The sequence below is a fragment of the Pseudomonas algeriensis genome, assembly GCF_048847255.1.
Taxonomy (GTDB): Bacteria; Pseudomonadota; Gammaproteobacteria; order Pseudomonadales; family Pseudomonadaceae; genus Aquipseudomonas.
Genome location: NZ_JBKKRK010000019.1, coordinates 1 through 24792, shown reverse-complemented (window position 1 = coordinate 24792; position 24792 = coordinate 1). Strand labels below are relative to the sequence as shown.

Annotated in this window: 26 protein-coding genes; all 26 read left to right on the top strand. The window is 61.3% G+C overall.

Annotated features, from left to right (window positions below; all coding sequences use genetic code 11):
• The first annotated feature begins 13 nt into the window (after positions 1 to 13).
• The 26 genes from ACLK1G_RS22270 to ACLK1G_RS22145 all read left to right on the top strand — a co-directional run bounded on the left by ACLK1G_RS22270 (position 14) and on the right by ACLK1G_RS22145 (position 24098).
• On the top strand, positions 14 to 319 hold the full coding sequence (locus ACLK1G_RS22270) for an STAS domain-containing protein (protein WP_420767377.1): 306 nt from the start codon (positions 14 to 16) through the stop codon (positions 317 to 319).
• A gap of 5 nt (positions 320 to 324) precedes the next feature.
• Positions 325 to 2031 carry an ATP-binding SpoIIE family protein phosphatase gene (locus tag ACLK1G_RS22265; RefSeq protein WP_420767376.1) on the top strand — a complete coding sequence of 569 codons (1707 nt, stop codon included), beginning with the start codon at positions 325 to 327 and terminating at the stop codon, positions 2029 to 2031.
• Between the two features lie 31 nt (positions 2032 to 2062).
• Complete coding sequence (locus ACLK1G_RS22260; RefSeq protein WP_420767375.1) at positions 2063 to 2407, top strand: Hpt domain-containing protein; 345 nt, start codon at positions 2063 to 2065, stop codon at positions 2405 to 2407.
• 85 nt (positions 2408 to 2492) lie between these two features.
• Positions 2493 to 3860 carry a flagellar hook-length control protein FliK gene (locus ACLK1G_RS22255; RefSeq protein ID WP_420767374.1) on the top strand — a complete coding sequence of 456 codons (1368 nt, stop codon included), beginning with the start codon at positions 2493 to 2495 and terminating at the stop codon, positions 3858 to 3860.
• 218 nt (positions 3861 to 4078) lie between these two features.
• On the top strand, positions 4079 to 4582 hold the full coding sequence (gene fliL, locus ACLK1G_RS22250) for a flagellar basal body-associated protein FliL (protein ID WP_420767373.1): 504 nt from the start codon (positions 4079 to 4081) through the stop codon (positions 4580 to 4582).
• Between the two features lie 9 nt (positions 4583 to 4591).
• Positions 4592 to 5560: a flagellar motor switch protein FliM gene (gene fliM, locus ACLK1G_RS22245; RefSeq protein ID WP_003184019.1), complete on the top strand. Its 969-nt coding sequence runs from the start codon at positions 4592 to 4594 to the stop codon at positions 5558 to 5560.
• A gap of 59 nt (positions 5561 to 5619) precedes the next feature.
• Positions 5620 to 6078 carry a flagellar motor switch protein FliN gene (fliN, locus tag ACLK1G_RS22240; protein ID WP_420767372.1) on the top strand — a complete coding sequence of 153 codons (459 nt, stop codon included), beginning with the start codon at positions 5620 to 5622 and terminating at the stop codon, positions 6076 to 6078.
• Positions 6079 to 6516 carry a flagellar biosynthetic protein FliO gene (fliO, locus tag ACLK1G_RS22235; RefSeq protein WP_420767371.1) on the top strand — a complete coding sequence of 146 codons (438 nt, stop codon included), beginning with the start codon at positions 6079 to 6081 and terminating at the stop codon, positions 6514 to 6516. It begins immediately after the preceding gene.
• Positions 6516 to 7265 carry a flagellar type III secretion system pore protein FliP gene (gene fliP, locus ACLK1G_RS22230; protein WP_420767370.1) on the top strand — a complete coding sequence of 250 codons (750 nt, stop codon included), beginning with the start codon at positions 6516 to 6518 and terminating at the stop codon, positions 7263 to 7265. The genes fliO and fliP overlap by 1 nt, the downstream gene beginning before the upstream one ends.
• Before the next feature lie 23 nt (positions 7266 to 7288).
• The gene (gene fliQ / locus ACLK1G_RS22225; protein ID WP_024618176.1) at positions 7289 to 7558 is read left to right on the top strand and encodes a flagellar biosynthesis protein FliQ; all 270 of its coding nucleotides are present in this window, start codon (positions 7289 to 7291) and stop codon (positions 7556 to 7558) included.
• A gap of 2 nt (positions 7559 to 7560) precedes the next feature.
• The gene (fliR, locus tag ACLK1G_RS22220) at positions 7561 to 8343 is read left to right on the top strand and encodes a flagellar biosynthetic protein FliR (protein ID WP_420767369.1); all 783 of its coding nucleotides are present in this window, start codon (positions 7561 to 7563) and stop codon (positions 8341 to 8343) included.
• A 3-nt stretch (positions 8344 to 8346) separates the two neighbouring features.
• On the top strand, positions 8347 to 9483 hold the full coding sequence (gene flhB, locus ACLK1G_RS22215; RefSeq protein WP_420767368.1) for a flagellar biosynthesis protein FlhB: 1137 nt from the start codon (positions 8347 to 8349) through the stop codon (positions 9481 to 9483).
• Positions 9484 to 9713: 230 nt separating this feature from the next.
• Positions 9714 to 11843 carry a flagellar biosynthesis protein FlhA gene (flhA, locus tag ACLK1G_RS22210; RefSeq protein ID WP_420767367.1) on the top strand — a complete coding sequence of 710 codons (2130 nt, stop codon included), beginning with the start codon at positions 9714 to 9716 and terminating at the stop codon, positions 11841 to 11843.
• An 11-nt stretch (positions 11844 to 11854) separates the two neighbouring features.
• The gene (gene flhF / locus ACLK1G_RS22205; RefSeq protein ID WP_420767366.1) at positions 11855 to 13204 is read left to right on the top strand and encodes a flagellar biosynthesis GTPase FlhF; all 1350 of its coding nucleotides are present in this window, start codon (positions 11855 to 11857) and stop codon (positions 13202 to 13204) included.
• A gap of 116 nt (positions 13205 to 13320) precedes the next feature.
• On the top strand, positions 13321 to 14151 hold the full coding sequence (gene fleN, locus ACLK1G_RS22200) for a flagellar synthesis regulator FleN (RefSeq protein ID WP_003184001.1): 831 nt from the start codon (positions 13321 to 13323) through the stop codon (positions 14149 to 14151).
• On the top strand, positions 14148 to 14891 hold the full coding sequence (gene fliA / locus ACLK1G_RS22195; RefSeq protein ID WP_003184000.1) for an RNA polymerase sigma factor FliA: 744 nt from the start codon (positions 14148 to 14150) through the stop codon (positions 14889 to 14891). The genes fleN and fliA overlap by 4 nt, the downstream gene beginning before the upstream one ends.
• A gap of 167 nt (positions 14892 to 15058) precedes the next feature.
• Complete coding sequence (locus ACLK1G_RS22190) at positions 15059 to 15430, top strand: chemotaxis response regulator CheY (protein ID WP_003183998.1); 372 nt, start codon at positions 15059 to 15061, stop codon at positions 15428 to 15430.
• An 18-nt stretch (positions 15431 to 15448) separates the two neighbouring features.
• Positions 15449 to 16234 (top strand): protein phosphatase CheZ, encoded by a 786-nt coding sequence (locus tag ACLK1G_RS22185; protein WP_420767365.1) that lies wholly within the window; start codon positions 15449 to 15451, stop codon positions 16232 to 16234.
• Between the two features lie 30 nt (positions 16235 to 16264).
• Positions 16265 to 18511, top strand: coding sequence for a chemotaxis protein CheA (locus ACLK1G_RS22180; protein ID WP_420767364.1), 2247 nt, complete (start codon positions 16265 to 16267; stop codon positions 18509 to 18511).
• 48 nt (positions 18512 to 18559) lie between these two features.
• Entirely contained in the window at positions 18560 to 19693 is a 1134-nt protein-coding gene (locus ACLK1G_RS22175) for a protein-glutamate methylesterase/protein-glutamine glutaminase (RefSeq protein WP_420767363.1), read from the top strand.
• Positions 19693 to 20433, top strand: coding sequence for a flagellar motor protein (locus ACLK1G_RS22170; RefSeq protein ID WP_305499634.1), 741 nt, complete (start codon positions 19693 to 19695; stop codon positions 20431 to 20433). The genes ACLK1G_RS22175 and ACLK1G_RS22170 overlap by 1 nt, the downstream gene beginning before the upstream one ends.
• Positions 20434 to 20448: 15 nt before the next feature.
• The gene (gene motD, locus ACLK1G_RS22165; RefSeq protein WP_420767362.1) at positions 20449 to 21333 is read left to right on the top strand and encodes a flagellar motor protein MotD; all 885 of its coding nucleotides are present in this window, start codon (positions 20449 to 20451) and stop codon (positions 21331 to 21333) included.
• A gap of 49 nt (positions 21334 to 21382) precedes the next feature.
• Positions 21383 to 22174, top strand: a complete 792-nt coding sequence (locus ACLK1G_RS22160) for a ParA family protein (protein ID WP_420767361.1) — start codon at positions 21383 to 21385, stop codon at positions 22172 to 22174.
• Between the two features lie 96 nt (positions 22175 to 22270).
• Positions 22271 to 23143: a CheW domain-containing protein gene (locus ACLK1G_RS22155; RefSeq protein ID WP_420767360.1), complete on the top strand. Its 873-nt coding sequence runs from the start codon at positions 22271 to 22273 to the stop codon at positions 23141 to 23143.
• A 72-nt stretch (positions 23144 to 23215) separates the two neighbouring features.
• Positions 23216 to 23701, top strand: coding sequence for a chemotaxis protein CheW (locus ACLK1G_RS22150; RefSeq protein WP_024778681.1), 486 nt, complete (start codon positions 23216 to 23218; stop codon positions 23699 to 23701).
• Position 23702: 1 nt separating this feature from the next.
• Positions 23703 to 24098 (top strand): DUF2802 domain-containing protein, encoded by a 396-nt coding sequence (locus ACLK1G_RS22145; protein WP_420767359.1) that lies wholly within the window; start codon positions 23703 to 23705, stop codon positions 24096 to 24098.
• The last annotated feature ends 694 nt before the right edge of the window (positions 24099 to 24792 follow it).

The window sequence follows — 24792 nt, the reverse complement described above, 5'->3', positions numbered from 1 at the left end:
CAAGGAAGTGAATATGTCTGTCGTTACCGAAGTATCTCCTGATGGGCAAAAACTGACGATCTCGATCAAGGGCCGCTTCGATTTTGGCCGGCATCAGGAGTTTCGTGAGTCCTATGAAAAGCTCAACACGAAACCCGAGTCCATCGTGGTGGATCTGAAAGAGGCCACTTACCTAGATAGCTCTGCCTTGGGCATGCTCCTGCTGTTGCGTGACCATGCCGGTGGCGACGAATCGAATATCCGCGTCGTCAACAGCAGCAGCGACGTCAAGAAAATCCTCGCGATTTCCAATTTCGACAAGCTGTTCGATATCAGTTGATCGCCATGCAATCGTCGCCGGAGCCGCTGACGATCCTGATTGCCGAAGACAGCGCCGCCGACCGACTGCTGTTGTCGACCATTGTTCGTCGCCAGGGGCACCACGTGCTCACCGCCGCCGATGGCGCCGAGGCGGTCGACGTCTATCTGGAGCAGCGTCCTCATCTTGTGCTGATGGACGCGATGATGCCGGTCATGGATGGCTTCGAAGCGGCGCAGAAGATCAAGCAATTGGCCGGGGATCAGTTGGTCCCGATCATTTTCCTCACCTCTTTGACCGAAAGCGAAGGGCTCGCCCGATGCCTTGAGGCCGGTGGGGATGACTTCCTGGCGAAACCCTATAACCAAGTCATCCTGGCTGCGAAAATCAAGGCCATGGACCGCTTGCGTCGGTTGCAGGCCACGGTGGTCGAGCAGCGCGACCAGATCGCCCGACACCACGATTATCTTCTCAATGAGCAGCGGGTCGCCAAGGCCGTGTTCGACAAGATTGCCCACTCCGGTTGCCTGAGCGCGCCGAATATCCGTTATCTGCAATCACCTTATGCCTTGTTCAACGGCGACTTGCTGCTGGCCGCGTTCAACCCGGCCGGCGACATGCATATCCTGCTCGGCGATTTTACCGGGCACGGCCTGCCGGCGGCGGTCGGCGCGATGCCGCTGGCGGAAGTGTTCTACGGGATGACGGCCAAAGGTTATGGCCTGGCGCAGATCCTGCGGGAGATGAATGCCAAGCTCAAGCGCATCCTGCCGGTGGATATGTTCTGTTGCGCGACGCTGTTAAGCATGAGTTTCCTGCGCTGCACCGTCGAGGTCTGGAATGGCGGCATGCCTGACGGGTATCTGCACGACAGCCTCAGTGGCGTGCGCACGCCGTTGCCGGCGCGGCACTTGCCGCTGGGTGTGCTGACGCCCCAGTTGTTCGACGATCGCACCGAGGTCCACTCGCTGTCGGTGGGTGATCGGGTCTTCCTGTTGTCCGACGGAGTGATAGAAACCAGCGACCACGATGATCAACCGTTTGGCGTGGAGCGGTTGCAGCAGGTGTTCTCGGCCAACCGCGAACCCGACCGTCTCTTCGAGGATATCCAGCAGGCCTTGCGGGATTTTCGCGGTGAGGCCCGTGATGACTTCAGCATGGTCGAGGTGCGGCTGGTCGCGCCGACGCAACTCAACCCGCCGCCACCGGTCTATTCCGATAGCGGCCAGTCCAGTCCGCTGGATTGGTCGTTGAGTTTCGAATTCCGCGCGCAAACACTCAAGCGCTTCAACCCGATGCCTTACCTGCTGCAATTATTGTTGGAGGTCCACGGGCTCAGGGCGCAGAGTGGAGCCCTGTACAACGTGTTGTCGGAGCTTTATTCCAACGCCCTGGAACACGGGGTGCTGGGGCTCGACTCCAGCCTGAAGCGTGATGCGACCGGTTTTGCTCGTTACTATCAGGAGCGCGGCGCGCGTCTGGACAAGCTGGACGATGGTCACGTGCGGGTGCATCTGCACGTCACGCCCCAGGGCGACGGTGGCAGACTAATCATTGAAGTCGAAGACAGCGGAAAGGGCTTCGATGTCGCCAAGGTGTTGGCGCGGCCGCTGGACCGGGATCGATTGTCGGGGCGCGGCGTGAGCCTGGTGCGCCAACTCTGTCATCAGGCCTCCTGGTCCGACGATGGTCGTAGTGCGCGCGTGGAGTTTTTCTGGGAGGCTCTGTCATAATCGGGGCCATTCTTGATCAGGGAGCGAACAAGTGAACGAAATTCATCTGGATCTCGACGTGCTGAGCACGTTGAAGGAAGTCATGGAGGACGGGTATCCGGAGCTGTTGGATACTTTCCTCAAGGATTCCGAAGCCCGCCTTCGTGTACTGCACGAGGCGAGGGACGCGCAAATGCTCAGTGCTACTGCCCATAGCTTCAAGGGCAGCAGCAGCAACATGGGCGCCATTCGCCTGGCCGAGCTGTGTGGTGAGCTGGAGCAGCGTGCCAAGGAGCCGTCGCTGCACGGTATCGAGAGCCTGGTCAATGAAATCGATAGCGAATTCGCTCACGTTCGTACGCTTTGTCGAGAAGAGCGCGAAAGCTTTCACTGCTGAAGCATCCCGTTTGCTTCATTGGCCCGTCCCTTGCATTGCCCTGTCTCAACTGCATCTATGATTCCAGTGCAGCGGAGACCATCTTATGCCCGTTACACCCAACACACTGCTCCAGGCCACCGCCCAGGCCAAGCCGCAGGCCGCCGCCAACCCACTGGCAGCAGGTCCGGACGCCGAGAACAGAGCCTCCAGCTTCGCCCAGGTCTTCGCCAAGCAGGCACCCGTCAAATCACCGGCGGTGCCTGAGCCATCGGCAAAACCGGTGCGCGACAAGACCGCCGACAATGCCGCCAAGAAGGACGCGGGCAGCGATACTGCCGCTCCGGAGCCGGCGGTTGCCGATAGCGGCAAACCCTTGCCCGCCGACAAGCCGACCACTGCCGGCAGCAAGACGGCGGATGATGCCGATAGCGATGCGCCAGAAACGCCGGTAGCGGATGCCGCGCCTGTCGATCCGACGCTGGACCCTGCGTTGTTGCCGGGCACCGTTATTCCAGAGGGCGTCGCTGAGGCGCAGCCTGCTCCCGTGGTGCCTACGATCGAGGCCCAAGTCACTGCGGCGGTAGCGGCTCCCGTTGCCCCGAGTGTGGCGGCCAATGCCTCGGCGCCGGTGACGGACCCGGAGTTCGATCCGCAGGCCGATCCGCTCGACGCACTACCGGCGTTGCGGTTGGCGATGGAGCAGAGCGGCCACGTGTCCGCTTCCAGCCAGGCGCAGTCCAAGACCGCTGCGCCGGCGTCTCTCGATGGTGAGCCGACTTCGGCCCAGACGTTCGCCGCCGGTATGGCGAGCATGCTCACCGTGCAAGCCGACCAGGACAGCACCGGTGCCGGCAGCCAGGGGGGTGACAAGGCGTTCAGTGGCCTGATCAGCGAAGGCCTCAAGGATCTGACGGCCGCTTCCAGCGATACGCGCGTGGATGACTTTGCCAACCGCCTGGCGGCACTGACCCAGGCCGCCACACCGAAAACCGCCAACGCGGTGCCGGTCAATCAGCCCATCGCCATGAACCAGGGCGGCTGGACCGAGGAGGTGGTCAACCGGGTGATGTACTTGTCGAGCGCCAATCTCAAGGCGGCGGACATCCAGTTGCAACCGGCCGAGCTCGGACGCCTGGATATTCGGGTGAACATGATTCCAGACCAGCAGACCCAGGTGACCTTCATGAGCGCCCACTCAGGCGTGCGCGAAGCCCTTGAGGGCCAGATGCATCGTCTGCGTGACAGTTTCGCCCAGCAGGGAATGGGACAGGTCGACGTCAGCGTGTCGGATCAATCCCGTGGCTCGCAGAACCAGGATCAACAGGCCCAGCAGCAAGCCCAGGCTGGACGCACCACGTCCTCCGGCGGCCGAGTTGACGCGCTGGATGAAGAGGTGCCGGCCAGCGTTGCCGAAGTGGCGGCCAGCACCACCAGCGTCATTGGCACCAGCGCGGTCGATTACTACGCCTGATTCAACGCATTAACCTTGTGGGAGCGAGCTTGCTCGCGATAACGATGGATCAGTCACCTGCAACGGTGGCTGAAAAACCGGCGTCGCGAGCAAGCTCGCTCCCATAATGGTTTAGGGTGTTCTGAAAATTGCGTCGACCATCGTTTCTCTTCTGGCATAACACTTGCTCCAGCCTAGCCATGCAACAGTGAACCCCCGATTAACGACGGATTATTGGCATGGCGAAGAGCGAAGCAGCAGCTGTAAAAGACCCCGCAACCAAAGGCAAACTCAAGATGATCATCCTGATCGTGGTGGGCTTGCTCCTGGCCGTGGGCGTGTCCGTGGGGGCGACCTGGTATTTCATGCACAACGCCCAGAGCAAGCCGGCCGAGGCGGTGGAAGCTGCTCCGGTGGGCAAGCAGCCAGCGGTTTTCGAGCCGATGGCCCCGGCCTTCGTCGCCAACTACACCCAGAACGGTCGTCAGCGCTACATGCAGGTGAGCATTACCTTGCTGGGGCGCAACCAGGCCGACCTGGAAGCGTTGCGTGTACACATGCCGCTGATTCGCAATAATCTGGTGATGCTGTTTTCCGGACAGAGTTTCGACACCCTGGCCACTCCGGTGGGCCAGGAAATGCTGCGTCAGAAAGCCACGGCCAGCGTGCAGGAAGTGGCCCAGAAAGAACTCGGCAAAGTGGTGATCGAACAGTTGCTCTTCACTAACTTCGTATTGCAGTAGGAACACGACATGGCCGTGCAGGACTTGTTGTCCCAGGACGAAATCGACGCGCTGTTGCACGGTGTCGACGACGGCCTGGTGCAGACCGAAAACGCTGCTGAACCGGGCAGCGTCAAAAGCTACGACCTGACCAGCCAGGATCGCATCGTTCGTGGACGCATGCCGACCCTGGAAATGATCAACGAGCGTTTCGCCCGATACACCCGCATCAGCATGTTCAACATGCTGCGCCGCTCGGCCGACGTGGCCGTGGGTGGCGTGCAGGTGATGAAATTCGGCGAATACGTGCATTCGCTGTACGTGCCCACCAGCCTCAATCTGGTGAAGATCAAGCCGCTGCGTGGCACGGCATTGTTCATCCTCGACGCCAAGCTGGTGTTCAAGTTGGTGGACAACTTCTTCGGCGGCGACGGTCGTCACGCCAAGATCGAAGGTCGCGAATTCACACCGACCGAACTGCGTGTCGTGCGCATGGTGCTGGAGCAGGCTTTCGTCGATTTGAAGGAAGCCTGGCAGGCGATCATGGAAGTGAATTTCGAGTACATCAACTCGGAAGTGAACCCGGCGATGGCCAACATCGTCGGCCCAAGCGAAGCCATTGTCGTCTCGACGTTCCACATCGAGCTCGATGGGGGTGGCGGCGACCTGCACGTGACCATGCCGTATTCGATGATCGAGCCGGTGCGTGAAATGCTCGACGCCGGTTTCCAGTCGGACCTCGACGACCAGGACGAGCGCTGGATCAACGCCTTGCGCCAGGACGTGCTGGATGTCGACGTGCCGATCGGCGCGACGGTCGCCCGGCGCCAGCTACGATTGCGGGACATCCTGCACATGCAGCCGGGGGATATCATCCCCGTCGAAATGCCGGAAGACATGATCATGCGCGCCAATGGCGTGCCGGCCTTCAAGGTCAAGATGGGCTCTCACAAAGGCAACCTGGCGTTGCAGGTGATCGAGCCGATCGAACGCCGCTGAGCGGTGTCAACTACTTAAGTTTTGGTTTTTAACCGATTTTTGCCCGCCGAGGAAACATGATGGCTGACGATATGAATACCCAGGATGACCAGGCGCTGGCCGATGAGTGGGCTGCGGCCCTGGAAGAAACCGGCGATGCCGGGCAGGCAGACATCGATGCATTGCTGGCGGCTGACACAGGCAACCATGGGTCCAACCGCTTGCAAATGGAAGAATTCGGCAGCGTGCCGAAAAGCAACGAACAAGTGACGCTCGACGGTCCCAACCTGGACGTGATCCTCGACATCCCGGTGTCGATTTCCATGGAAGTGGGCAGCACCGACATCAACATCCGCAACTTGCTGCAGCTCAACCAAGGCTCGGTGATCGAGCTGGATCGCCTGGCCGGTGAGCCGCTGGATGTGTTGGTCAACGGCACCCTGATCGCCCATGGCGAAGTGGTTGTGGTCAACGAGAAGTTCGGCATTCGCCTGACGGACGTGATCAGCCCGAGCGAACGCATCAAGAAGCTGCGCTGAATGAAAGGCTTTCTCACCGCAGCCCTGATGCTGCCGTTCAGTGTTCTGGCAGCCGAGCCGGTGGCCACGGCTGCCGTTGCGCCGGCGAGTGGCAGCGGCATGGCCGGGCAACTGGCGCAACTGGTGCTGGGTCTGCTGGTGGTGCTCGGGTTGATTTTCTTCCTGGCGTGGATGCTGCGACGCGTTCAGCAGGCGGGGCCTGCCGGCAAAGGGCAGGTCATCGACATCGTCGGTTCCCGCGCGCTGGGGCCACGGGATCGGCTGGTGCTGGTGCAGGTCGGCACCGAGCAGATCCTGCTCGGCCTGAGTCCTGGCAGCATCACTGCGCTGCATGTCCTGAAGGAACCGGTGCAGGTGCCGGTCACGGAGCAGGCCACGCCCGAGTTTGCCCAACGGCTCATGGAACTGCTGGGAAAAGACCAAAAGGATAAAAAGTAATGCCGTTGCGCATTCTCTTGGCGTTGGCCCTGATGCTGGCCGCGCCGTTGGCGTTCTCCGCCGACCCGCTGTCGATCCCTGCGATCACCTTGGGCACCAACGCCGAAGGGGCACAGGAATACTCGGTCAGCTTGCAGATCCTGCTGATCATGACCGCGCTGAGTTTCATCCCGGCGTTCGTCATGCTGATGACCAGTTTCACCCGGATCATCATCGTCTTTTCGATCTTGCGCCAGGCCCTTGGCCTGCAACAGACGCCGTCGAACCAGATCCTCACCGGCATGGCGCTGTTCCTGACCATGTTCATCATGGCGCCGGTGTTCGACCGGGTGAACCAGGACGCGCTGCAACCCTATCTGGCGGAAACCCTCAGCGCCCAGGATGCCGTAGCCAGGGCCCAGGTGCCGATCAAGGATTTCATGCTCGCCCAGACCCGCAGCAGCGACTTGGAGCTGTTCATGCGCCTGTCCAAACGCACCGACATTGCCAGCCCCGACCAGGCGCCATTGACCATCCTGGTGCCGGCGTTCGTGACCTCCGAGCTCAAGACCGCCTTCCAGATCGGTTTCATGATTTTCATCCCGTTCCTGATCATCGACCTGGTGGTCGCCAGTATCCTCATGGCCATGGGCATGATGATGTTGTCGCCGCTGATCATTTCGCTGCCATTCAAGATCATGCTGTTCGTGCTGGTGGATGGCTGGGCGTTGATCATCGGCACCCTGGCGGGCAGTTTCGGCGGTGTTTAGACCTCTCACGCGGGTAGCACGATATGACGCCTGAAGTAGCGGTAGACCTGTTCCGCGAGGCCCTCTGGCTGACCACCGTGATGGTGGCCATCCTGGTGATCCCGAGCCTGCTGGTTGGCTTGCTCGTGGCGATGTTCCAGGCCGCCACGCAGATCAACGAGCAGACCCTGAGTTTCCTGCCGCGCCTGCTGGTGATGCTGGTCACGCTGATCGTCGCCGGCCCCTGGCTGGTGCAAACCTTCATGGAATACATCCTGCAGTTGTACGGCAGTATTCCGCAGTTGATCGGCTGACGATGTCGATGCTCGCGCTGACGGATACCCAGATCAGTACCTGGGTGGCGTCGTTCATCCTGCCGTTGTTTCGTGTCACGGCCGTGCTGATGAGCATGCCGGTCTTCGGCACGACCTTGGTGCCGGGTCGTGTGCGCCTGTATTTCGCCCTGGCTATTACGGTGGTCATCGCCCCCGGGCTGCCGCCCATGCCGCCGGTCAACGCCCTGGACCTCACCGCGTTGATGCTGGTGGCCGAACAGATCCTCATAGGCGCCTTGTTGGGCTTTTCGCTGCAGTTGTTTTTCCAGGCATTCGTGGTGGCCGGGCAAATCATCTCGATCCAGATGGGCATGGCGTTCGCCTCGATGATCGACCCCACCAACGGCGTGAACACTGCCGTTATCGGGCAGTTCCTGACGATGCTGGTGACGTTGCTGTTCCTCGCCATGAACGGGCATCTGGTGGTGTTCGAAGTATTGACGGAGAGCTTCACCACATTGCCGGTAGGCAGCGCGATGCTGGTCAATCATTTCTGGGACATTGCCAGCAAGCTTGGCTGGGTCCTCGGCGCGGCGATGGTACTGGTGTTGCCGGCGATTACCGCGCTGCTGGTGGTCAACATCGCCTTCGGTGTGATGACCCGGGCGGCGCCGCAGTTGAACATCTTTTCCATCGGCTTCCCGCTGACCCTGGTGCTGGGCATGGTGATTTTCTGGGTCAGCCTGGGGGACATTCTCAATCAGTATCAGCCGTTGGCCACCCAGGCGTTGCAGCTGTTACGCGACATGGCACAGGCGCGCTGAACCATGGCCGAGAGCGAAAGCGGTCAGGATAAAACAGAAGACCCCACCGAGAAACGCAAGAAGCAATCCCGGGAAAAGGGCGAGATTGCCCGTTCCAAGGAGCTCAACACCCTGGCGATCATGCTCGCCGGTGCCGGTGGCTTGCTGATTTACGGTGGCGGACTGGCGTTGGATCTGCTGGAAATCATGCGGTTGAATTTTTCCTTGCCTCGCGAGGTATTGCTCACGCCGGGCGCTATGACGCAGTACCTGTTGCATTCGGGCAAGATCGCGATGCTTGCAATGCAACCGGTGCTCATTTTTCTGCTGTTGGCGGCTTTCATCGGCCCGATTTCCCTGGGCGGATGGCTGTTCGCCGCCGGTAGCCTGGCACCGAAGTTCAGCCGGATGAATCCGGCCGCCGGTATCAAGCGCATGTTTTCCACCACGGCGTTGATGGAACTGCTCAAGGCTTTCGGAAAATTTCTCCTGGTGTTGTTCGTCGCGCTGGCGGTGTTGCAGGCCGATATCGACGATCTGCTGCGCATCGCCCATGAGCCGCTGGAGCAAGCCATCATCCATAGCGTGCAGTTGGTCGGCTGGAGCACCTTGTGGATGGCTTGCGGGCTGATCCTCATCGCCGCCATCGACGTGCCGATCCAGCTCTACCAGAGCAAGCAGAAATTGATGATGACCAAGCAGGAGGTGCGCGACGAGTACAAGGACTCGGAGGGCAAGCCGGAGGTCAAGCAGCGGATCCGCCAGTTGCAGCGCGAGGTTTCCCAGCGGCGGATGATGGCGGCGATTCCCGACGCCGACGTGGTCATCACCAACCCGACTCACTATGCCGTCGCGCTCAAGTACGATCCCGACAAGGGCAATGCGCCGGTCCTGCTGGCCAAGGGCAGCGATTTCCTGGCGTTGAAGATTCGCGAGATCGCCGTCGCCAACGAAGTGATGTTGCTCGAATCTCCGGCATTGGCGCGGTCGATCTACTACTCCACCGAGCTTGACCAGGAAATCCCGGGAGGCTTGTACCTCGCCGTCGCCCAGGTGCTGGCCTACGTCTACCAGATCCGCCAGCACCGCGCCGGCAAGGGCAAGCGGCCAGAACCGCTCAAGGACCTGCCCATCCCGCCGGATTTGCGCCGCGATTCCTGAACCAAGGTGCCAAAGCCCCTGTGGGAGCGAGCTTGCTCGCGATAGCGGTCTTCCAGTCAACGCTCGCACAAACTGACCCTCCGCCATCGCGAGCAAGCTCGCTCCCACAGGTCGGCATCCCTTGAAAGCCTCTATTTCAACCTCCCGCGAAAGTTGGAAAGCTTCTTGCAATACCCCGCCTGCGCCCCTTCCGGGCGTCAAAAGTTTGCTTCCAGGAACGGGGAATATTGGTGGATCGCTCTCAGTTACTCAGCACCGCGCGCAGCAACGTCGTAGACCTCAGCAGGGGCAATCTGGGCGTGCCGCTGTTGCTGCTGGTCCTGCTCGCCATGATGATGCTGCCGGTACCGCCGTTCCTGCTGGACGTGTTCTTCACGTTCAACCTCGCCTTGTCGATCGTGGTGCTGCTGGTGTGCGTATACGCCCTGCGCCCATTGGACTTCGCCGTCTTCCCGACCATCCTGCTGGTGGCGACGCTGTTGCGCCTGGCGCTGAACGTGGCGTCCACCCGGGTGGTGATGATTCACGGTCACGAGGGGCACCAGGCAGCCGGTAAGGTGATCCAGGCCTTCGGCGAAGTGGTGATCGGCGGCAACTACGTGGTCGGTATCGTGGTCTTTGCCATCTTGATGATCATTAACTTCGTCGTGGTGACCAAGGGCGCCGGGCGGATTTCCGAGGTGAGCGCGCGTTTCACCCTCGACGCGATGCCTGGCAAGCAGATGGCGATCGACGCTGACCTCAATGCCGGCTTGATCGATCAGAGCCAGGCCAAGCTGCGCCGTCTCGAAGTAGCCCAGGAAGCCGAGTTCTACGGGTCCATGGACGGTGCCAGTAAGTTTGTCCGCGGTGACGCCATCGCCGGCCTGCTGATCCTGTTCATCAACCTGATTGGCGGCATGGCCGTCGGTATCTTCCAGCACGGCATGGCTTTCGGCGACGCCGGCAAGGTCTACGCGTTGCTGACCATCGGTGACGGTTTGGTGGCGCAATTGCCATCACTGTTGTTATCCACAGCGGCGGCGATCATGGTGACCCGTGCTTCGGGCTCCGAAGACATGGGCAAGCAGATCAATCGCCAGATGTTCGCGTCGCCCAAGGCCCTGGCCGTGGCGGCCGGCCTGATGGCGGTGATGGGCCTCGTGCCGGGAATGCCGCACTTTTCTTTCCTGAGCATGGCGGCCTTGGCCGCGGGTGGCGCGTACCTGTTCTGGAAGAAGCAGAACGTGCAGAAGGTCCAGGCGCTGGAAGAGGTCAAGCGCCAGCAGGAACTGCTGCCGTCGCCAGCGCGTGCCATGGAAACCAAGGAATTGGGTTGGGATGACGTGACGCCGATCGACATGATCGGCCTGGAAGTCGGCTACCGCTTGATTCCATTGGTCGATCGCAACCAGGGCGGCCAATTGCTGGCGCGGATCAAGGGCGTGCGCAAGAAGCTGTCCCAGGATCTGGGCTTCCTCATGCCCACCGTCCACATTCGCGACAACCTCGACCTGGCGCCGAGCGCCTATCGCCTGACGCTCATGGGCGTGATCCTGGCGGAAGCCGAGATCTACCCGGACCGCGAGCTGGCGATCAACCCAGGGCAGGTCTACGGTTCGCTCAACGGCATTACCGCCAAGGATCCGGCTTTCGGCCTGGAAGCGGTGTGGATCGAAATCAGCCAGCGGGCCCAGGCCCAGTCCCTCGGTTATACCGTGGTGGACGCCAGCACGGTCGTGGCGACCCACTTGAACCAGATTCTCTACAAGCATTCCAGCGAGCTGATCGGTCACGAAGAAGTCCAGCAACTGCTGCAAGTACTGGCCAAAGGCTCGCCGAAACTGGCTGAAGAATTGGTGCCGGGCGTGGTTTCGTTGTCCCAATTGCTCAAGGTGTTGCAGGCGCTGCTGGCCGAACAGGTTCCGGTGCGCGACATACGCAGCATTGCCGAAGCGATCGCCAACAACGCTTCGAAGAGTCAAGATACCGCCGCTCTGGTGGCTGCGGTGCGGGTCGGCGTATCCCGCGCAATCGTCCAAAGCATTGTAGGCACTGAGTCTGAGCTGCCTGTGATCACTCTGGAGCCAAGGTTGGAACAGATATTGCTCAATAGTCTGCAGAAGGCAGGACAAGGCTCGGAAGAGGGTGTTCTGCTGGAGCCAAGCATGGCCGAGAAGCTGCAGCGTTCGCTGATCGAAGCAGCCCAGCGGCAAGAGATGCAAGGCCAACCGGTGATCCTGCTGGTGGCCGGTCCGATTCGCGCGATGCTTTCGCGGTTCGGGCGCCTCGCGGTCCCGGGGCTGCATGTGCTGGCGTACCAGGAAATACCGGACAACAAGCAAGTGACCATCGTTGCGACAGTAGGGCCCAACGGCTGAGGTAGTGGTTTATGCAAGTGAAGCGTTTTTTCGCCGCCGATATGCGTCAGGCCATGAAACTGGTTCGTGACGAGCTGGGCGCTGAAGCAGCCATCATCGGCAACCGTCGTATCGCCGGCGGTGTCGAGCTGACGGCGGCCCTGGACTACAAATTGTCGGCGCTGGCCCCCCGCGTTCCGAACATGGAGCTCGAGGACGAGCTGCGCAAGACTCAGTCGCGCATCGCCAGCGCCCAGGCCGAGTTGAGCCTGCGCAGCAGCGAAGGCTCGGCCAGCGCGGGCACCAATCGTCAATTGTTCGCCGGCCAGCCACTGACCGCAGGCCTGCCGCTGACCGCTGCCGAACCGCTGATCGAGCCGACGCCGGCCGAACCGCGTCGTCCGGCACCGGCACCCGTTGCCGCAGCCGCGGGCGTTGATCCCCGTGCCCTGGACTCGATGCGCTTCGAACTCAACAGCCTGCGCGAGCTGATGGAAGTCCAGCTCGGCTCGCTGGCCTGGAACCAACTGCAAGGCAGCCGTCCGGCCCAGGCCAACCTGTGGCGTCGCCTGCAACGCATTGGCCTGTCCGGCCCGCTGGCGCGCGACCTGCTGGCATTGATCAGCGACATCGACGAGCCTCGCCAGGCCTGGCGCATGCTGCTGGCGCACCTGGCGCGGATGATCGCCACGCCGGAAGTCGAGCCACTGGAAGAGGGCGGAGTAATCGCCATGGTCGGCCCGGCCGGCATGGGCAAGACCACCACTCTGGCCAAGCTCGCGGCCCGTTATGTACTCAAGTACGGCGCCCAGAGTATCGCCCTGGTGAGCATGGACAGTTTCCGCATCGGTGCCCAGGAGCAACTCAAGACCTTGGGCCGGATCCTCAATGTGTCGGTGACCCATGTGGATCCGGGCCAATCCCTGGCCCAGGCGCTGGAACCGCTGATGCGCAAGCGCGTCGTACTGATCGACACCGCCGGCCTGCAAGCCAGCGATCCGGCCCTGCGCATGCAGCTGGAAAGCCTGGCCGGGCGTGGCATCAAGTCAAAAAATTATCTCGTGTTGGCAACCACCAGCCAGAAACAGGTTCTAACCGCCGCATACCACAGTTACAAACGCTGCGGGCTGGCCGGCTGCATCCTGACTAAGCTGGACGAAACGGCAAGCCTGGGCGAGGTGTTGAGCCTGGCGATCGGTCATGAACTACCGGTGGCCTACCTGACCGACGGGCCGCGGATCCCGGATGATTTGCATCTGCCGCGCCGTCATCAACTGGTCAGTCGTGCCGTGAGTGTGCAAATGCAGGAAGAACCCAGCGAAGAAGCCATGGCTGACATGTTCGCTGATATCTACCACAGCCCGACCAAGCAGGTTGGCTGAGGTATTAATGAATATTTTTTGTACCTACATCGATGGTCTGCCATGCATTGTTCCGTATGTGAACGCGCAGCCAGTAATGTGGCCTCCGTCTAAGTAAGACAAGGTAAAGAACGAACATGGGCAGCATGCATCCCGTACAGGTGATCGCGGTGACCGGCGGCAAAGGTGGCGTCGGGAAGACTAACGTGTCAGTGAACTTGTCCCTGGCTCTGGCAGAGCTTGGCCGACGGGTCATGCTGCTGGACGCCGACCTGGGCCTGGCGAACGTCGACGTGCTGCTGGGGCTCACACCCAAGCGCACGCTGGCGGACGTGATTGAAGGGCGCTGTGAATTGCGCGACGTGCTGTTGCAAGGCCCCGGCGGGATTCGCATCGTGCCGGCCGCCTCCGGCACCCAGAGCATGGTTCACCTGACCCCGGCGCAGCACGCCGGCCTGATCCAGGCCTTCAGCGACATCGGTGACAACCTCGATGTGCTGGTGATCGACACGGCTGCCGGTATCGGTGACTCGGTGGTCAGTTTCGTGCGCGCCGCCCAGGAAGTGTTGCTGGTGGTCTGCGACGAACCGACGTCGATCACCGACGCCTACGCGCTGATCAAACTGCTTAACCGCGACTATGGCATGAACCGCTTTCGCGTCCTGGCCAACATGGCCCAAAGCCCACAGGAAGGACGCAACCTGTTCGCCAAGTTGACCAAGGTCACGGATCGCTTCCTGGACGTCGCCCTGCAATACGTCGGCGCAGTGCCTTACGACGAAAGCGTACGCAAGGCTGTCCAGAAGCAACGTGCCGTTTATGAAGCTTTTCCTCGTTCCAAATGCGCCCTGGCGTTCAAGGCGATCGCCCAGAAGGTCGACACCTGGCCGCTGCCGGCCAACCCACGTGGGCATCTGGAATTTTTCGTCGAGCGTCTCGTGCAACAAACAGCAGGGCCCGTGTTATGACAGCCAGCGGTTACAACCATCTCTACAAAAAATCGGCACGGGACGCCCAGTACGAATTGATCGAGCGTTACGCGCCACTGGTCAAGCGCATCGCCTACCACTTGCTGGCGCGTTTGCCGGCCAGTGTCCAGGTCGAGGACTTGATCCAGGCGGGCATGATCGGCCTGCTCGAAGTGTCGAACAAATACGACGCGAGCAAGGGCGCCAGTTTCGAGACATACGCCGGTATCCGCATCCGCGGGGCGATGCTCGATGAGGTCCGCAAGGGCGACTGGGCGCCGCGTTCGGTGCATCGCAACACCCGCATGGTCAGCGACGCGATTCGTGCGATTGAAGCGAAAACCGGGCGAGACGCTAAAGATCACGAGGTTGCGGCCGAACTCCAGTTGAGTCTCGATGATTATTACGGGATTTTGAACGATACCTTGGGCAGTCGCCTGTTCAGTTTCGACGACCTGTTGCAGGACGGCGAACACGAAGGGCTGCACGAGGACGGCGCGAGTGCTCACATGGAGCCGTCGCGCGACCTGGAAGATGAACGTTTCCAGAGCGCCCTGGCGGATGCGATTGCCAATTTGCCGGAGCGTGAGCGACTGGTCTTGGCGCTGTACTACGACGAAGAGCTGAACCTCAAGGAAATCGGTGAGGTCCTGGGGGTCAGCGAATCGCGGGTCAGCCAGTTACATAGCCAGTGCGCGGCCCGCTTGCGGGGGCGTTTGGGGGAGTGGCGAGCGCGCTGACGAGCAGTGTGGGGACGCTGCGAGCGGGGCTGGCATGGCGTATGCCGGGCCAGTCTCCATCCGTTGTGCTCCATACCGTTGTCGAGTGTTGTGCCGGATTGATTGAAATGGCGCGTCCAGGTGCTGGGCGCGTTTAAGACTGCTTGGAGGTCGAATTGGACAAGAACATGAAAATCCTCATCGTTGATGACTTCTCAACGATGCGGCGGATCATAAAAAACCTGTTGCGTGACCTCGGGTTCACCAACACGGTCGAGGCCGACGATGGCACAACCGCCATTCCGGTCCTCAACAGCGGGAGCATCGACTTTCTGGTGACTGACTGGAACATGCCTGGCATGACCGGTATCGACTTGCTGCGCCACGTGCGCGCCGACGAAAAACTCAAGCACCTCCCGGTGCTGATGGTCACTGCCGAAGCCAAGCGCGAGCAGATCATCGAAGCGGCCCAGGCCGGTGTGAACGGCTATGTGGTCAAACCCTTCACGGCCCAGGCGTTGAAAGAGAAGATCGAAAAAATCTTCGAACGCATCGGTTAACGGCGCCACGGGGGAGCTATGGACAACGAATCTTCAATGGGCGATTTCGAATCGACCCTGAAAAAACATGCCCGCGAACTGGTAGACAGCCTTGAAAAGGGCCGCTTCGGCGATGCGGTTCAAATGATTCATGAGCTCAACCAGACCCGTGATCGCGGTCTGTACCAGGAAGTCGGCAAGCTCACCCGTGAACTGCACAGCGCGATCGTCAATTTCCAGATCGATCCGAACATGCCGCAGGCCGAGGAAGTCTCGCAGATCACCGACGCCACCGAGCGCCTGGGTTATGTGGTCAAGCTGACCGAAGCCGCAGCGAACCGCACCATGGACCTGGTGGAAAGCGCAACGCCCCTGGTCAACGGCCTGAGCGAGGAAGCCCAGGCGTTGAGCACCGATTGGGGACGGTTCATGCGTCGCGAAGTCGGCGCCGAAGAGTTCCGGGAGCTGGCCCGTCGGGTCGACGGTTTCCTGGCGCGCAGCAGCGCCGAGAATCGCGCCGTGGCCAGCAACCTCAACGACATTCTGCTGGCCCAGGACTATCAAGACCTGACCGGCCAGGTGATCAAGCGTGTGACCCAACTGGTCACCGAAGTGGAAAGCAACCTGCTCAAACTGGTGCTGATGGCTAGCCAGGTCGACCGCTTTGCAGGTATCGAACACGACCGTGAAGCGATGCTTGCCGAAAAAGATCCACAAAAACATCTCTCTCAGGGTGAAGGTCCGCAGATTCATGCCGATAAAAGAGAAGACGTTGTGTCCGGTCAGGACGATGTGGACGATTTGCTGTCCAGCCTTGGATTCTAAGTTTTAGCCCTATTTTAGGAGCAGCCATTAATGAGCTTCGGCGCCGATGAAGAGATCCTTCAGGATTTCCTGGTTGAGGCCGGCGAGATTCTAGAGCAACTGTCCGAACAGCTGGTCGAGCTGGAAAGCCGACCTGATGATGCGGATCTGCTCAATGCAATTTTTCGCGGTTTCCACACTGTAAAAGGAGGCGCCGGCTTCCTCCAGCTCAATGAGCTGGTGGAGTGCTGCCACATTGCCGAGAACGTGTTCGACATCCTGCGCAAGGGTGAGCGTCGCGTCGACTCGGAACTGATGGACGTGGTGCTCGAGGCCCTGGATGCGGTCAACAGCATGTTCAGCGAAGTGCGCGAGCGCTCGCCGATCACCCCGGCCACCCCCGAGCTGCTCGCCGCGCTGTCGCGCCTGGCCGAGCCGCAGTCGGCTGACGAAGCCATGCCCGTTGCCGAGCCTGTGGTCGAAGAACCGGTTGCGCAAGAATCGGGCGACATCACCGATCATGAATTCGAATCGCTGCTGGACTCGCTGAACGCCGTCAAGGCCGAAGCCGAGGCTCCGGCCGCGCCCGCTGCGCCAGCCGCCGATGCCGCTGCCAGCGATGAAATTACCGACGATGAGTTCGAATCGCTGCTCGACCAACTGCATGGCAAGGGCCAGTTCGCCCCCGATGCGGTCGTAGCGCCGGCGGCCCCGGCTGCGCCAAAGGCAGCGGATGACTCCGACATTACCGACGACGAATTCGAAGCCTTGCTCGACCAGTTGCATGGCAAGGGCAACTTTGCCGTCGACGCGTTGGATTCGGCCATCGCTTCGGCACCGACCCCGGCCAAACCAGTGGCAGCGGCAGCCGGAAGCGACTTGATCAGCGACCACGAATTCGAATCGCTGCTCGACGAGCTGCATGGCAAGGGCAAGTTCAGCGAAGTCGGCACGGCCGCCGCCGCGCCTGCCGCTGCCGCCACGGCTGCACCCGCCGCCAAGGCCGCGCCGAAGCCGGCCGCCAAGGCGCCGGAACCGAAAGCCGAAACCCCGAAGCCTGCCGCCGCAGCGGCGCCAGCCCCGGCTCGCGCGCCTTCCGCCGCGCCCGCCGAAAAACCGGCGAGCGAAGCCGAGACCACCGTTCGCGTCGACACCGCGCGGCTGGATGAGATCATGAACATGGTCGGCGAACTGGTGCTGGTGCGGAACCGGCTGGTGCGCCTGGGCCTCAACAGCCAGGACGAAGCCATGTCCAAGGCCGTGTCGAACCTCGACGTGGTCACGGCCGACCTGCAAACCGCGGTCATGAAGACCCGGATGCAGCCGATCAAGAAAGTTTTCGGGCGCTTCCCGCGCCTGGTTCGCGACCTGGCTCGCCAGCTCAAGAAAGAAATCAACCTGGAACTGGTGGGTGAAGAGACCGACCTCGACAAGAACCTTGTCGAGGCCTTGGCCGACCCGCTGGTCCACTTGGTGCGCAACGCGGTCGACCACGGCATCGAGTCGCCGGAAGAGCGCGAAGCGTCAGGCAAGGTCCGCAGCGGCAAGGTGATCCTGGCCGCCGAGCAGGAAGGCGACCATATCCTGCTGTCGATCTCCGACGACGGCAAGGGCATGGACCCGAACGTGCTCCGTTCCATTGCGGTGAAACGCGGTGTGATGGACAAGGACGCGGCCGATCGCCTGAGCGACACCGAGTGCTACAACCTGATCTTCGCCCCGGGCTTCTCGACCAAGACCGAGATTTCCGATGTGTCGGGTCGTGGCGTGGGCATGGACGTGGTGAAAACCAAGATTTCCCAGCTCAACGGTTCGATCAACATTTACTCGACCAAGGGCCAGGGCTCGAAGATCGTCATCAAGGTCCCGTTGACCTTGGCGATCATGCCGACCCTGATGGTGATGCTGGGCAACCAGGCGTTCGCCTTCCCGCTGGTCAACGTCAACGAAATTTTCCACCTCGACCTGTCGCGCACCAACGTCGTCGATGGCCAGGAAGTGGTCATCGTACGGGACAAGGCACTGCCGCTGTTCTACCTCAAGCGCTGGCTGGTCAGCTCTGCCGCTCATGTGGAGCAGGGCGAAGGCCATGTGGTGATCCTTTCGGTGGGCACCCAGCGGATCGGCTTCGTCGTCGACCAGTTGGTGGGCCAGGAAGAAGTGGTCATCAAGCCGTTGGGCAAGATGCTCCAGGGCACCCCGGGCATGTCCGGCGCCACCATCACCGGCGACGGCCGCATCGCGTTGATCCTCGATGTGCCTAGCATGCTCAAGCGCTACGCCGCTCGGCGTATTTGATTCTGGAGGGGCGCGGCCCGACGCCGCGCCTTGTCTAACGGAGTGTTTATGGTAGTTAAAGTCCTGGTGGTGGACGATTCGGGGTTTTTCCGCCGCCGCGTCTCGGAAATTCTTTCAGCGGACACGAGCATTCAGGTCGTCGGTACGGCGACCAATGGCAAAGAGGCGATCGATCAGGCCCTGGCGCTCAAGCCGGACGTGATCACCATGGACTACGAGATGCCGATGATGGACGGCATCACGGCAGTGCGGCATATCATGCAACGCTGTCCGACCCCGGTTTTGATGTTCTCGTCCCTGACCCATGAAGGCGCCCGAGTCACCCTCGATGCGCTGGATGCCGGGGCGGTGGACTTCCTGCCAAAGAACTTTGAAGACATCTCGCGCAACCCGGACAAGGTCCGCCAGTTGCTATGTGAGAAGGTCCACAGTATTTCCCGCAGTAACCGCCGCGTCAGTGCCTACAGCGCACCGGCGTCAGTGCCGGCTGCTGCGCCAGCACCAACGCCTGCGCCTTCTGCGTCGAGCAGCTTCAGTTCGGCGCCGGTTCGCAGTGCTCCTGCGCCGGCGCCCGCTCGCCCGGCGCCCGCCAGCCCGTCGTCGCCAGCGCCCAAGCGCAAGGCCTACAAACTGGTCGCCATCGGCACGTCCACGGGCGGCCCGGTTGCGCTGCAACGGGTCTTGACCCAGCTGCCAGCGAACTTCCCGGCCCCGATCGTGCTGATCCAACACATGCCCGCCGCGTTCACCAAGGCGTTCGCCGAACGTTTGGACAAACTGTGCCGCATCAGCGTCAAGGAAGCCGAGGATGGCGACATCCTCCGTCCAGGCCTGGCGCTGCTGGCACCGGGTGGCAAGCAGATGATGATCGACGGCCGTGGCGCGGTGAAAATCCTGCCGGGCGATGAGCGCTTGAACTACAAGCCTTGCGTAGACATCACCTTCGGTTCCGCGGCGAAATCCTACGGCGACAAAGTTCTGGCGGTGGTGCTCACCGGCATGGGTGCCGATGGCCGCGAGGGTGCGCGCCTGCTCAAGCAGAGCGGCAGTGCGATCTGGGCCCAGGACGAGGCCAGTTGCGTGATCTATGGCATGCCCATGGCGATCGTCAAGGCCGACCTGGCTGACGCGGTCTACAGCCTGGACGACATGGGTAAACATCTGATCGAGGCGTGCCTGTAATGGATGTGCTCAGTCTGATCGGCATCATCATGGCGTTCGTCGCCATCATTGGTGGCAATTACTTGGAAGGCGGTCATCTCGGTGCGTTGGCCAACGGCCCGGCCGCGTTGATCGTGATCGGTGGCACTGTAGGCGCTGCGCTGTTGCAGTCGCCGATGAGCGCCTTCAAGCGCGCCATGCAGGTCCTGGTGTGGATTCTGTTTCCACCTCGGGTCGACCTGGCCGGCGGCATCGATCGCGTGGTCAACTGGAGCCTGACCGCCCGCAAGGAAGGCCTGCTTGGGCTGGAAGGGGTGGCCGATGCCGAACCCGACAGCTACTCGCGCAAGGGCCTTCAATTGCTGGTGGACGGCGCCGAACCCGAAGCGATTCGCAGCATCCTGGAGGTGGATTTCTACACCCAGGAAAGCCGCGACATCGAAGCGGCCAAGGTGTTCGAGAGCATGGGGGGCTACGCGCCGACCATCGGTATCATCGGTGCTGTCATGGGTTTGATCCATGTGATGGGCAACCTGGCCGATCCGTCGCAACTGGGCAGCGGCATTGCCGTGGCATTCGTTGCCACCATCTACGGCGTGGCGAGCGCCAACCTGGTGCTGCTGCCGATCGCGGCCAAGCTCAAATCCATTGCGTTGCGCCAGTCGCGCTACCGCGAAATGCTGCTGGAAGGGATCCTGTCGATTGCCGAAGGCGAGAACCCGCGTTCCATCGAGTTGAAGCTCCAGGGCTTCATGGACTGATGGGGGAAATGGCAGATGGCGCGTCGCAGACATCGTGAAGAACACGTCAACCATGAACGCTGGCTGGTTTCCTATGCCGACTTCATCACGCTGCTGTTCGCGTTTTTTGTGGTCATGTATTCGATCTCGTCGGTGAACGAAGGCAAGTACAAGGTCATTTCCGAAGCGTTGATCGGCGTCTTTACCGATTCGGACCGCGCCCTCAAGCCGATTCCCATCGGCGAAGAGCGTCCGAAGACGACGACCCCGGCCAAGCCGCTGGTCAAGGACAGCGAACAGGTCGACGCCGGCATTGCCGGTGGCAGCGATCCGTTGAAGAGCATTGCCGATGACATCAGTTCGGCGTTCGGCGACCTGATCAGTTCCAACCAGATGACCGTGCGTGGCAACGAGTTGTGGGTCGAGATCGAACTCAACTCCAGCCTGCTGTTCGGCAGCGGCGATGCCATGCCCAGCGACATGGCATTCAACATCATCGATAAAGTGGCGGCGATCCTGAGACCGTTCGACAACCCGATCCACGTCGAAGGTTTCACCGACGACCAGCCGATCCGCACCGCGCAGTACCCCACCAACTGGGAATTGTCGTCGGCCCGTTCGGCAAGCATCGTGCGCATGCTCGCCATGCAGGGTGTCAACCCGGGCCGCCTGGCGTCGGTGGGGTATGGCGAATTCCAGCCGGTGGCCAATAACGCCACGGCCGAGGGGCGCGCACGCAATCGACGGGTGGTGCTGGTGGTTTCGCGCAATCTCGATGTGCGTCGCAGCCTGACCGGTACCGGCACCGCCAATGCAAAGCCCGATGCGGCATTGAAGCGGGCTGGCACACAAACTGCACCGACCCCGGTCAAGTCGCCGGATAGACAGAACGCCGTCAATTCTCCGTCACCGGCTTTATAACCGAGCTATTTCTCGGTCGAGCCCGTCTCGACCGGGAGGAACGATCCGAATGAGAGTCTGGGCAGTCGCCAATCAAAAAGGTGGTGTGGGCAAAACCACATCCTCCATCGCTTTAGCCGGTTTGCTGGCCGAGGCCGGCAAGCGCGTGGTCATCGTCGATCTGGACCCCCATGGCTCGATGACCAGTTACTTCGGCTACGATCCCGATAGCCTGGAACACAGCAACTACGATTTGTTCCTGCACAAGGGCAGCGTGCCCGAAGGCTTGCCGGGGCAGTTGCTGCTGTCCACCAGCGACGAGCGGATCTCCTTGCTGCCGTCGAGCACTGCCCTGGCCACCTTGGAGCGCCAATCGCCCGGCCAGAGCGGCCTGGGCCTGGTGATCGCCAAGAGTCTGGCGCAGCTGTGGCAGGATTTCGATTACGCGATCATCGACAGCCCGCCGTTGCTGGGCCTGCTGATGGTCAATGCGTTGGCCGCCAGCCAGCAATTGGTCATTCCTGTGCAGACCGAACACCTCGCGGTGAAGGGCCTGGAGCGCATGGTCAACACCCTGGCGATGGTCAACCGTTCACGCAAGCAGTCGCTGGCATTCAACATCGTGCCGACCCTGTTCGACCGTCGTACCCAGGCGTCCCTCGGCACCTTGCGAGTGCTGCGCGACATGTACCCGGACGACATCTGGCAAGGCTACATCCCGGTGGACACCCGTTTGCGCGACGCCAGCCGCGCCGGCGTGACACCGTCGCAATTCGATGGCAAAAGCCGTGGTGTACTGGCCTATCGCGCGCTTCTCAAGCACCTGCTGGCCCAGCAGCTCGTTGCGCAGCAGGTGGCTTGAGTTGATGAAGTTCTCCTTAGACGTTGTGCTTGCTTGCGGGCGCTCAAGTCCTGCCGTATCCATGCCGATAACCTTTTCAAGTGGCGCACAGTTCCCATGAACCGCCCGATCAAGACAACTTCGCGTCCCCAATTGGCCCTGCAGTCCTATCTGGATGGGCTGTTGCAGGAAGCGACCGATGAATTGCCAGCGCAGCCGAGCGCGTTCCAGGCGTTGCCCGAGCCTGTCGAAGCCGAACCCGCGCTCGACGAGTTCCAGGCCGCCGTGCTCGAGGAGCAGGCCCGTGATGCACAGGCTTCAGCGGTTGTGACAGCGGTGGAAGCGCCGTTCGTCAAGCCGCAGTTGGCGGTGATGGAAGCACCCGCACCGATCCTGGCGCCGGTCTCCACCGTCGCGCCATTGTTGCAGGGGTTGGTGACGCCGGTAGTGGAAATCCACATGCCGCCGAGCAACACGCCGCCGCCGGCGCCGGGCGATGATCGCCCGGCGTGGGCCGCCGAGCCGTTCGAGTGCTTGTTGTTCGATGTGGCCGGTTTGACGCTGGCGGTGCCGCTGGTGTGCCTGGGATCGATCTATTCCCTGGCCGGGCAGGAATTGACGCCGTTGTTTGGCCAACCGGAGTGGTTCCTCGGAATCCTGCCGAGCCAGGCCGGCAACCTGAAAGTGCTGGATACCGCGCGCTGGGTCATGCCGGATCGTTATCGCGATGATTTTCGCCAGGGCCTGCAGTACGTGATTTCTGTGCAGGGCTACGAATGGGGATTGGCGGTGCATCAGGTCAGCCGTTCGCTGCGCCTGGACCCGAACGAGATCAAGTGGCGCAGCCATCGAGGGCAACGGCCATGGCTGGCCGGTACGGTGATCGAACACATGTGCGCCTTGCTGGACGTTTCCGAACTGGCGGAGCTGATCGCCAGCGGCGGGGCAAAACACCTGGACGGCGCCAAGCCGGTCCGGAAACCGAAATAAGACAACCGGCGGCGCAGGGCGACGCCGGACAGAACACACACCGCCACAGGCGGTTTTTCGAGGGGTCAGGGTATGAATGATAAGGCGTCGTCTCTCAAGGGTTCCGAAGATCCGATCTTGCAATGGGTGACTTTCAAGCTCGATAACGAAACCTACGGCATCAACGTGATGCGCGTGCAGGAAGTGCTGCGCTACACCGAGATCGCCCCGGTCCCGGGTGCGCCAAGCTACGTGCTGGGCATCATCAACCTGCGTGGTAACGTCGTGACCGTGATCGACACCCGTCAGCGTTTCGGCTTGAACTCCACCGAGGTCAACGACAACACCCGTATCGTGATCATCGAGGCGGACAAGCAAGTGGTCGGTATCCTGGTCGACAGCGTTGCTGAAGTGGTTTACTTGCGTCAGTCGGAAATCGAAACCGCGCCTAACGTCGGTAACGAGGAATCGGCCAAGTTCATCCAGGGCGTGTGCAACAAGAACAACGAGTTGCTGATCCTGGTCGAACTGGAAAAAATGATGAGCGAAGAAGAGTGGTCGGAACTGGAGAGTATCTGATTTGATTCTTGAGGTAGCAGTCATTGTCCTGTTCCTTTTCTGGGCAGGCACGCTGGCGATGTTTTTGTCCTACATACGTGGCCAGCGGGAAATCGCCGCTCAACAGGCCCAGGGCGATGCGCTGCGCGATCAGCGCATCCGGGACCTGGCCAAGCGTGTCGACGACTATCAGAACGGCACCGTGCGCATGGGCGAAGCGCTCCATGAGCTGCGTGCCGTCGTCGCGCCATTGCCGGACAAACTGGCGCAACTGGAACAGCGCGACCCCTCCAGCCTGTCCTTTGCCCAAGCCGCCCGGCTGGTCGGCATGGGCGCCAGCATCGACGAACTGACCCAGGCGTGCGGCCTGACCCAGGCTGAGGCCGAATTGATGAGCAAGTTGCACAAGGGCGGCTGATATCTATCTATCCCCCAGGACCCATGCGGGAGCGAGCTTGCTCGCGATAGCGGTGTGACAGTCAGCAAATATGCTGAGTGTATGACCGCCATCGCGAGCAGGCTTGCTCCCGCAGGTTTTTCTGGCGTTCAGAAATAATCATTCCAGCCCAGCCACCGTGGCGAGGGAGCTTGCTCCCGCTGGGTCGCGCAGCGGCCCCAGCTTTTACGACTGCTTCGCAGCCGAGCGGGAGCAAGCTCCCTCGCCACGGGTAGCGGGTTCAGCGATTAGTGATTACCGGTGTGACAGTCAGCAAATATGCTGAATGTATGACCGCCATCGCGAGCAGGCTCGCTCCCTCAGGTTTTTCTGGCGTTCAGAAATAATCATTCCAGCCCGGTCCCCGTGGCGAGGGAGCTTGCTCCCGCTGGGTCGCGCAGCGGCCCCAGCTTTTACGACTGCTTCGCAGCCGAGCGGGAGCAAGCTCCCTCGCCACGGGATAGCGCCTTCAGCGATTAGTAATTAGCGGTGTGACAGTCCGCAAATATGCTGAATGTATGACCGCCATCGCGAGCAGGCTCGCTCCCACAGGTTTTTCTGGCGTTCAGAAATAATCATTCCAGCCCGGTCCCCGTGGCGAGGGAGCTTGCTCCCGCTGGGTCGCGCAGCGGCCCCAGCTTTTACGACTGCTTCGCAGCCGAGCGGGAGCAAGCTC

Excerpts from the sequence above, each read along its gene's own strand:
- fliA (WP_003184000.1), top strand. The coding sequence starts at position 14,148 with ATGACAGCCAGCGGTTACAACCATCTCTACAAAAAATCGGCACGGGAC.
- flhF (WP_420767366.1), top strand. The coding sequence starts at position 11,855 with ATGCAAGTGAAGCGTTTTTTCGCCGCCGATATGCGTCAGGCCATGAAA.
- ACLK1G_RS22150 (WP_024778681.1), top strand. The coding sequence starts at position 23,216 with ATGAATGATAAGGCGTCGTCTCTCAAGGGTTCCGAAGATCCGATCTTG.
- fliO (WP_420767371.1), top strand. The coding sequence starts at position 6,079 with ATGAAAGGCTTTCTCACCGCAGCCCTGATGCTGCCGTTCAGTGTTCTG.
- ACLK1G_RS22175 (WP_420767363.1), top strand. The coding sequence starts at position 18,560 with ATGGTAGTTAAAGTCCTGGTGGTGGACGATTCGGGGTTTTTCCGCCGC.
- motD (WP_420767362.1), top strand. The coding sequence starts at position 20,449 with ATGGCGCGTCGCAGACATCGTGAAGAACACGTCAACCATGAACGCTGG.
- ACLK1G_RS22155 (WP_420767360.1), top strand. The coding sequence starts at position 22,271 with ATGAACCGCCCGATCAAGACAACTTCGCGTCCCCAATTGGCCCTGCAG.
- fliN (WP_420767372.1), top strand. The coding sequence starts at position 5,620 with ATGGCTGACGATATGAATACCCAGGATGACCAGGCGCTGGCCGATGAG.
- fliM (WP_003184019.1), top strand. The coding sequence starts at position 4,592 with ATGGCCGTGCAGGACTTGTTGTCCCAGGACGAAATCGACGCGCTGTTG.
- fliR (WP_420767369.1), top strand. The coding sequence starts at position 7,561 with ATGTCGATGCTCGCGCTGACGGATACCCAGATCAGTACCTGGGTGGCG.
- ACLK1G_RS22170 (WP_305499634.1), top strand. The coding sequence starts at position 19,693 with ATGGATGTGCTCAGTCTGATCGGCATCATCATGGCGTTCGTCGCCATC.
- ACLK1G_RS22255 (WP_420767374.1), top strand. The coding sequence starts at position 2,493 with ATGCCCGTTACACCCAACACACTGCTCCAGGCCACCGCCCAGGCCAAG.
- fliP (WP_420767370.1), top strand. The coding sequence starts at position 6,516 with ATGCCGTTGCGCATTCTCTTGGCGTTGGCCCTGATGCTGGCCGCGCCG.
- ACLK1G_RS22265 (WP_420767376.1), top strand. The coding sequence starts at position 325 with ATGCAATCGTCGCCGGAGCCGCTGACGATCCTGATTGCCGAAGACAGC.
- ACLK1G_RS22270 (WP_420767377.1), top strand. The coding sequence starts at position 14 with ATGTCTGTCGTTACCGAAGTATCTCCTGATGGGCAAAAACTGACGATC.
- ACLK1G_RS22190 (WP_003183998.1), top strand. The coding sequence starts at position 15,059 with ATGAAAATCCTCATCGTTGATGACTTCTCAACGATGCGGCGGATCATA.
- ACLK1G_RS22180 (WP_420767364.1), top strand. The coding sequence starts at position 16,265 with ATGAGCTTCGGCGCCGATGAAGAGATCCTTCAGGATTTCCTGGTTGAG.
- ACLK1G_RS22160 (WP_420767361.1), top strand. The coding sequence starts at position 21,383 with ATGAGAGTCTGGGCAGTCGCCAATCAAAAAGGTGGTGTGGGCAAAACC.
- fleN (WP_003184001.1), top strand. The coding sequence starts at position 13,321 with ATGGGCAGCATGCATCCCGTACAGGTGATCGCGGTGACCGGCGGCAAA.
- fliQ (WP_024618176.1), top strand. The coding sequence starts at position 7,289 with ATGACGCCTGAAGTAGCGGTAGACCTGTTCCGCGAGGCCCTCTGGCTG.
- ACLK1G_RS22185 (WP_420767365.1), top strand. The coding sequence starts at position 15,449 with ATGGACAACGAATCTTCAATGGGCGATTTCGAATCGACCCTGAAAAAA.
- fliL (WP_420767373.1), top strand. The coding sequence starts at position 4,079 with ATGGCGAAGAGCGAAGCAGCAGCTGTAAAAGACCCCGCAACCAAAGGC.
- flhB (WP_420767368.1), top strand. The coding sequence starts at position 8,347 with ATGGCCGAGAGCGAAAGCGGTCAGGATAAAACAGAAGACCCCACCGAG.